We start from the raw sequence: 6,995 nt of genomic DNA, 5'->3' as shown, positions 1-6,995 counted from the left end.
GGGCGGCTCCTGGCTGACCGCGCGGTTCACCCGGGCCGAGCTGAACTCCGACCTGGCCTGGCGGGACGTCGGCGCGGTGTCCGTGCTGGCCGGGATCGGGTTCACGGTCGCGCTGCTGATCGCCCAGCTCGCCTTCGCTGACGACGCCGCCCAGGTCGAGCGGGCCAAGGCCGCCGTCCTGGCCGGGTCCGTGCTCGCCGCCCTGATCGCGGCCCTGCTGCTGTTCCGGCGCAATCGCGCGTACGCCGACTGACGTTCGCGCGCCGGGGTACCCGTAGTTGGGTGGACTCGGCGGTAGTGTCGGGGGACGGAGCGTGGAAGGAGTGCCATGTCGATGGGGCCGAACGGGAGTGAGCCCACGGTCGGGCAGCTCGTCGCGAACGCCAGCAAGGACCTGTCCAGCCTGGTCCGCAGCGAGCTCGAGCTGGCGAAGACCGAGCTGAAGAAGACCGCGGTGGCGGCCGGGACCGGCGCGGGCATGTTCGGCGCCGCCGCCTTCCTGGCGCTGCTGGCGATCATCCTGCTGTCCATCGCCGCGGCGTACGGGATCACCGCCCTCGGGCTGCACCCGGCGATCGCCTTCGTGATCGTTGCCGTGCTCTACCTGTTGATCGGTGCGGTGCTGGTGCTGATCGGGGCGCGCATGCTCAAGCAGGCGAAGGGCCCGCAGCGCGCGATCGAGACCTCGAAGGAGTCGGTCGAGGTGCTCAAGGCGATCGGCAAGGGTGACGAGGAGCCCGAAACGAGCGTGCGGCGCTGAGTCCCGCGGGTGTCGTCGACCTCCTGGTCGACGGGCCCTGGTCGCACTCGCTGGTAGCGGCCAACGGGGCCCGGTTCCACGTCGCGGAGAGCGGGCCGGCCGACGGTCCGCTGGTGCTCTTCCTGCACGGCTTCCCGGAGTTCTGGTGGGCCTGGCGCCACCAGTTGCCGGTCGTCGCCGCGGCCGGCTTCCGCGCGGTCGCCATGGACCTGCGCGGGTACGGCGCGAGCGACAAGACCCCGAGTGGTTACGACCCGTACACCGCGGCCGCGGACGTGTCCGGCGTGATCCGGTCGCTCGGCGCCACCGACGCGGTCGTCGTCGGTCACGGCTGGGGCGGCTTCATCGGCTGGTCGGCCGCCGTTCTCACACCACGACAGCTTCGCGGACTCGCGGTCGTCTCTGCGCCGCACCCGTTGCTGCTGGCCAGGTCCGGCCAGATGAAGGCTTTGACCCACAGTGCCTGGTTCCAGCTGCCGATCCTCCCGGAGCGCCGCCTGCTGGCGCACGACGGCGTCCACATCGAGCGGCTCCTGCGCGACTGGGCCGGGCAGGGCGGGACGTTCCCGGACGCCGAGTCGTCCCGGCGCTACCGCGCCGCCCTGCAGGTCTGGCCGGCACCCCACTGCGCGCTGGAATACCACCGCTGGTTCGGCCGGTCCAGGCTCCGGCCCGACGGCCGCAAGTACTCAGCCAGGATGCGTACGCCGGTCGCCGTACCCGTGCTGCAGATTCATGGCGCCCAGGACCCGGCAGTGTCTCCGGCCGCCGTCACACCGCCACACCTGGTCTCGGCTCCCCTGCGCCACGAACTGCTCACACCGGCCGGCCACTTCCCGCACGAAGAGGTGCCGGAGCTGTTCAACACCCACCTTGTTGCTTGGTTATCGGCACTCTCTTGAGCGGGCAGCCGCTTGCCGGCAACGCGCCCCCCGGCGTGCCGACGGTTCCGATCACGCGCCACGTGGTCCCCTGCCGCTCGATGAGGTAGGTCAACCAGTACTGGCGTCCGCAGTTGTAGGCGATCCTCGTGTGGACCTCCGTGTGCTCGCCCTTGTCGACGACGTCACCGACCGAGACCTCGGCACGTGTCCGCAGGCAACTCTGCTGTGTGGCGTACGAAGGCTCGATCCACGTGACGTGGACATTGGCCCTCGTGCTCACCACTTCCGCGATCCGGTTCTTCTGTGCGGCGGAGAACGCCCGGGACCTCGTCGCGGCCTCCGTCGTGACGGGGTCTGCCGTCCCACCCAGCACGAGGACTGCGTCCAGCTTGTACTGCGCCCGGAACTTCGCGGTGAGGGCCGCGATCGCCGTGGCCCAGATCTCGGCGTCGTCACCGGCCGGGGCCACCGCTGCCGGAGCCGGCTCCACCTCCGGGCCGCGGTTGACGCCGTACAGGATGCCGCCGAGGACGACGAGCACCGCCGCGGCAGCCAGCAGAACCGGCGCGACCGGACGGCGACTCTCGGTGGCCGGCGGCAACTTGCCGACCAGTTTCTCCTTGTCCGCAAAGGTTTCCCGGAGCAGACGCTCGAGGTCCAGGTCCTTCATGTCAGTGCTCCTCCGCGGCGGGCAGTCTGTCCCTCAGGGTCGCCAGCCCGCGGGCGGCGTTGGACCTGACCGTGGCCGGCGCACACCCGAGTACGGCGGCGATCTCGTCGTCCGGCAGGTCTTCGTAGTACCGCAGGACCAGGACCGCCCGTTGCCGGCGCGGCAACTCCTCGAGCAACCGCCAGGTGGCGTCCCGCTGGGCCTGGCGGGCAGCGACGTCCTCTCCGGACGCCACGTCGGCCGGCTCGGCGACCGGAAGCTCCCGGTTCTTCAGCAGGCGGCGCCAGCTGAGGAACTCGTTCACCACCATCGTCCGCAGGTACGCCTCGGGGTTGTCCAGGGACCTGATCCGGTCCCACTTGCGGTGCGCCCGGGCGAGGACGGTCTGCACCAGGTCCTCCGCGCTCTGGATCCCGCCGGTCAGCATCAGGCCGAGCCGCAGCAGTCGCCGCTCGCTCGACACCACCAGGTCGTCGAACGACAACGTCCGCCCCGTCCCGCCCGTCGTCACGGTCACACCCCTAGAACGCGGCCGCGACCACGATCTGCTGCATCGCGGCGGAGAAATCTCAGGTGCAGGTCTGGGTGGAGACTTCCTGGGTGGCGGTGGCGCCTTCCTTGGCGTCGTCGGACACCTGCTCCGCGGTCAGCACGTAGCCGGTGCGGTTGTCCTCGACCGAGGCGGCGAAGACGACGCCGTACACGGTGCCCTTGCTCGACAGCAGCGGGCCGCCAGAGTTGCCGGGCCGGACCGAGGCCCAGATCGAGAACGCCTCCCGGGTGACCGTGCGGTCGCCGTAGATGTCCGGGCCGCGAAGCCGCTCCTCGGACCGGATCCGGGCCGGCTCGGAGTCGAACGGGCCGTTCTCCGGGTAGCCGAGGACGACCGACGGGTCGTCCGCCTTGCCGGTGAAGTCGAACTTCAGCGGCTGGCTCTTCAACCGGGGCACGTACAGCACCGCGATGTCGACCTCGGGATCGAACACGACCACGGTCGCCTCGTACGACTGCCCGTCGACCTCGACCTGGGGTGCGCCGACCCCGGCGACCACGTGCGCGTTCGTCATCACCCGCTGCGGTGCGTAGACGAACCCGCTGCCTTCGAGGCCGCGGGAGCAGTTGGCCACGCCGGTGATCTTCGCGATCCGGCTGTACGCCGCCTGGACACCCGGCTGCCGGGAGATCCCGCCGTCCGGCGGCTGCGTCTCCCGGATCCGTTCCGGTACGAACGGGTCGAGGAACCGCGGGAACAGATCGGTGTTCACCACGTCGTTGAAGGCCTGCAGCGCCTGGTCCGCGCGGCTCGGCAACACTCCGTCGACCTTCGCGAGCACCTGCGAGCCGCGGACCGCCGAGGTCACGCTCGGGATCCGGGCGCCGCTGACCGCGACACCCAGCACCCAGGACACGATCAGGACCGACACCGCTGCCAGCGCGGCGCCGCCGAGCGCGTCGACGGCCTTCACCGGTGTCCAGGAGATCTTGTTCCTGAGTCTCGAGCCGAGGACGGCGCCTATCGTGCGGCCGATCGAGGCCAGGATCACCACCAGCACCAGGGCCGCGAACGACACCGACACGCTCGGGGAGAAGTCGTCCAGCGCGCGGGGCACGACCCAGACGCCGACGGCGGCGCCGCCGAGCAGGCCGAGGGTGGCGCAGGCACCCAGCACGAAGCCCTCGATGTACCCGGAGATCGCCACCAGCCCGGTGATGATCAGCAGCGCGTAGTCGAGCTTGCTCACTCCACACCTTCCGCCTGGATCCCCTCGGACCGGCCGAGGTCGTGCTCGATGGCGGTCAGCCGCTTCACGTCGTCCGACCGCCGTCCCTCACTCCGCCAGGCCGCCTCGACCAGCCGGTCGGGCAACGGTACGACGACCGAGGGGTCCCAGTCGCGCGACCAGCCACCGAGAACCAGCAATTTGTCCAGCAACCCGGCGGTGAAGCCCCAGACGTAGAGCTCGCCGATCGTGAACGCCGGCCCGGTGAACCCGGACGGATGCAGGCAGCTGATCCGGTTCGCCGGGTCGGCCAGCGCGCGCACGGACACGGTGTGAACGGAGGCGACCTCGGCCGGGTCGACCACCGCCACCGGCGACGGCTCCCGCCACCAGGCCAGCACCGGCGACACCCCGAAGTTGCTCACCGGCACCCACAGGGCCGGCCAGATCGCGAACGGCACGATGCCGGCCGGATCGACGCCGGTCTCCTCCTCGGCCTCCCGCAGGGCGGTCCGGACCAGACCGGCTTCGCCGACGCCGTCCTCGGGGTCGACACCGCCACCGGGGAACGCCATCTGGCCGGCGTGCCGGCGCAACGTCCAGGCCCGCTCGGTGAGCAGCACCTCCGGCCCGTCGTTGCCGCTAGCAAGCAGAATCAGGACGGCGGACTTGCGCACGGACGGGTCGTCCGGCGGCAGGAACCGGGACAACTGGAGCGGATCCACCTCCTCCGACGCCTTGGCCAGCGGTCCCAGCCAGTCCGGGATGCGGACGTCCTCGAACATCAGAGCGCCACTCCCAGCTTGTCCCGCACCAGCTGGTCGAGCTGTTGCTGCGAGGTGAGCACCCCGCGATGCACGTACGCCACCGCGCCGTCCTCGTCGACGAAGACCGTCAGTGGCGGACCGCCGACCTTGAGCGGCTGCTGGATCGCCTTGTCCGGATCGACCAGGTGCGGATAGGCCAGACCCTCGTCGGTGGCGAACTTCACCGCGAGCTCCGGCCGCGGATCGGCGTAGTCGATCCCGAGCATCCGCACCTTGCCGGTCTTCGCCAGCTCGGCGAGGTACGGCGCCTCGTCGCGGCACGGACCGCACCACTGGGCCCAGACGTTGACGACCAGCGGGCCGCGCAGGTCGGCGAGCCGGATGTCCGGGCCGTTGCCCAGGCAGGGCAGGCTGACGTCCGGCAGGCCGTTGCTGACCGGGGGCTTCGACGGCGTCGCCGGGCAGGCGACCAGCTTGTCGGCGCCGGCGACCGCGCTACGGCTGCTGGTGGCCTGCGGCTGAGAACCGCCGGCCGGCTCGGGACCACACGACGCCAGGACCAGTCCGGCGACGAGCCAGCCGGTCGTGCACAGCGCCGTACGGAGTCTCACGCCGGGACCTTCACCAGCTTCGCGGCGACCACGGGGTCGGTCGGGCCGGCGCCGTACGACGGGCACCACTGGGCCACCGGGCAGGCGCCGCAGGCCGGCTTCTTGGCGTGGCAGCGGCGGCGGCCGTGGAAGATCAGCCGGTGCGACAGCATCGTCCAGTCCTTCTTCGGGAACAGCGCGCCGATCAGGTGCTCGACCTTGACCGGGTCCTCCTCGGTGGTCCAGCCGAAGCGGCGGACGAGGCGGCCGAAGTGGGTGTCGACGGTGATGCCGGGGACCCCGAAGGCGTTGCCGAGCACCACGTTCGCCGTCTTGCGGCCGGTGCCGGGCAGCTTGACCAGTTCCGCCAGCTTGCCCGGGACGACGCCGTCGTACTCGTCGACGAGGGCCTGGCCGAGCTTGATCACGCTGTTGGTCTTGGCCCGGAAGAAACCGGTCGGCTTGAGGATCGCCTCCATCTCCTCCCGGTCGGCCTCCGCGTACGCCTGGGCGGTCGGGTACTTCGCGAACAGCGTGGGGCTCACCCTGTTCACCGTCACGTCGGTGGTCTGGGCCGACAGAATGGTGGCCACCAGCAACTCGAGCGGATTGGTGAAGTCCAGCTCGCAGTGAGCGTCCGGATACGTCTCGGTGAGCACCCGGTGCATCTTGCGGGCCCGGCGGACCAGCTGGGCAGGGGTCTCGCCGGCATAGACCGGAGCCTTGCGGGGCAGCTTCAGAGGCGGCGCCAGGACCGGTTCCGCGACACGCTGGGATGGCATGGAGGCAAGCCTACGTGGCGGTGCCGACACCCGAGGGGCTACGGTTTTGGGGCAACCGGGTGGTAACGGCCCGGTGCCGGGCGAGGCCGGACCTCGCCCGCAAGTCGTGGTCGAAGGTCCTAGGAGGCCCAAGTGGATGCCGCAGTGCTCCGACAGGCACCGCTGTTCAGTCAGCTCGACGACGAGGCGGCCGACGCCCTGGCCGCGTCGATGACCGAGAACCGGCTGCGCCGCGGCCAGGTCCTGTTCCACGAGGGCGACTCCGGTGACCGGCTGTTCGTCGTGGTCGAGGGCAAGGTCAAGCTGGGCCGCACCTCCGCCGACGGCCGGGAGAACCTGATCGCCGTGCTCGGCCCCGGCCAGATGTTCGGCGAGCTGTCGCTGTTCGACCCGGGTCCGCGGTCCGCGACCGTCACCGCCGTCACCGACGCCTCGTTGATGTCGCTGACCCACGACGAGCTGCTCCGGTGGCTGGCCGGCCGCCCCGAGGTGGCCCGCGGCCTGCTGCTGCAGCTGGCCTCGCGGCTGCGCAAGGTGTCCGACGTGGTCGCCGACCTGGTCTTCTCCGACGTCCCGGGCCGCGTGGCCAAGGCCCTGCTCGACCTGGCCAGCCGCTTCGGCCGCACCGCGGACGACGGCGTGCACGTCCACCACGACCTCACCCAGGAGGAGCTGGCCCAACTGGTCGGCGCCTCCCGCGAGACCGTCAACAAGGCGCTGGCCGACTTCGCCTCCCGCGGCTGGGTCCGGCTCGAGCCGCGCTCCGTCGTACTGCTCGACGTCGACCGCCTGCAGCGCCGAGCCCGCTAACAACCCCGCCC

The 6,995-nt window shown here is 71.1% G+C and carries 10 protein-coding genes; 4 read left to right on the top strand and 6 right to left on the bottom strand.

The features are described from left to right. The 3 genes from E1218_RS34175 to E1218_RS34165 form a co-directional block, all read left to right on the top strand. Positions 1-253: Na+/H+ antiporter NhaA (locus E1218_RS34175; protein ID WP_202866352.1), on the top strand; the 253-nt coding region annotated here is incomplete at its 5' end. An 81-nt stretch (positions 254-334) separates the two neighbouring features. Next, positions 335-760, top strand: coding sequence for a phage holin family protein (locus tag E1218_RS34170; RefSeq protein WP_233712662.1), 426 nt, complete (start codon positions 335-337; stop codon positions 758-760). A 113-nt stretch (positions 761-873) separates the two neighbouring features. Further along, a complete protein-coding gene (locus E1218_RS34165) occupies positions 874-1,662 on the top strand; it encodes an alpha/beta fold hydrolase (protein ID WP_233712661.1) in 789 nt (262 codons plus the stop codon). Here the strand turns inward: E1218_RS34165 and E1218_RS34160 are convergent. Genes E1218_RS34160 through nth form a run of 6 tightly spaced genes read right to left on the bottom strand, consistent with a single transcriptional unit; the run spans position 1,622 to position 6,174 of the window. Continuing rightward, entirely contained in the window at positions 1,622-2,314 is a 693-nt protein-coding gene (locus E1218_RS34160) for a hypothetical protein (protein WP_132327180.1), read from the bottom strand. The genes E1218_RS34165 and E1218_RS34160 overlap by 41 nt on opposite strands. Before the next feature lies 1 nt (position 2,315). Beyond that, positions 2,316-2,831, bottom strand: coding sequence for a SigE family RNA polymerase sigma factor (locus tag E1218_RS34155; protein WP_132327179.1), 516 nt, complete (start codon positions 2,829-2,831; stop codon positions 2,316-2,318). A gap of 52 nt (positions 2,832-2,883) precedes the next feature. Next, positions 2,884-4,056, bottom strand: coding sequence for a MarP family serine protease (locus E1218_RS34150; protein ID WP_132327178.1), 1,173 nt, complete (start codon positions 4,054-4,056; stop codon positions 2,884-2,886). Next, positions 4,053-4,820 carry an NUDIX hydrolase gene (locus E1218_RS34145; protein ID WP_132327177.1) on the bottom strand — a complete coding sequence of 256 codons (768 nt, stop codon included), beginning with the start codon at positions 4,818-4,820 and terminating at the stop codon, positions 4,053-4,055. The genes E1218_RS34150 and E1218_RS34145 overlap by 4 nt, the downstream gene beginning before the upstream one ends. After that, on the bottom strand, positions 4,820-5,413 hold the full coding sequence (locus E1218_RS34140) for a TlpA family protein disulfide reductase (RefSeq protein ID WP_233712660.1): 594 nt from the start codon (positions 5,411-5,413) through the stop codon (positions 4,820-4,822). The genes E1218_RS34145 and E1218_RS34140 overlap by 1 nt, the downstream gene beginning before the upstream one ends. Further along, entirely contained in the window at positions 5,410-6,174 is a 765-nt protein-coding gene (gene nth / locus E1218_RS34135) for an endonuclease III (RefSeq protein WP_132327176.1), read from the bottom strand. Before nth ends, E1218_RS34140 begins: the two co-directional genes overlap by 4 nt. 132 nt (positions 6,175-6,306) lie before the next feature. On the opposite strand from nth, the gene E1218_RS34130 reads away from it, so the two are divergent. Further along, the gene (locus E1218_RS34130; protein WP_131361434.1) at positions 6,307-6,984 is read left to right on the top strand and encodes a Crp/Fnr family transcriptional regulator; all 678 of its coding nucleotides are present in this window, start codon (positions 6,307-6,309) and stop codon (positions 6,982-6,984) included. Positions 6,985-6,995: the final 11 nt, after the last annotated feature.

This window comes from Kribbella turkmenica (assembly GCF_004348725.1).
Classification (GTDB): Bacteria; Actinomycetota; Actinomycetes; order Propionibacteriales; family Kribbellaceae; genus Kribbella; species Kribbella turkmenica.
The sequence above is the reverse complement of the archived record's forward strand: the minus strand, read 5'-3'. Positions and strand labels throughout refer to the sequence as shown.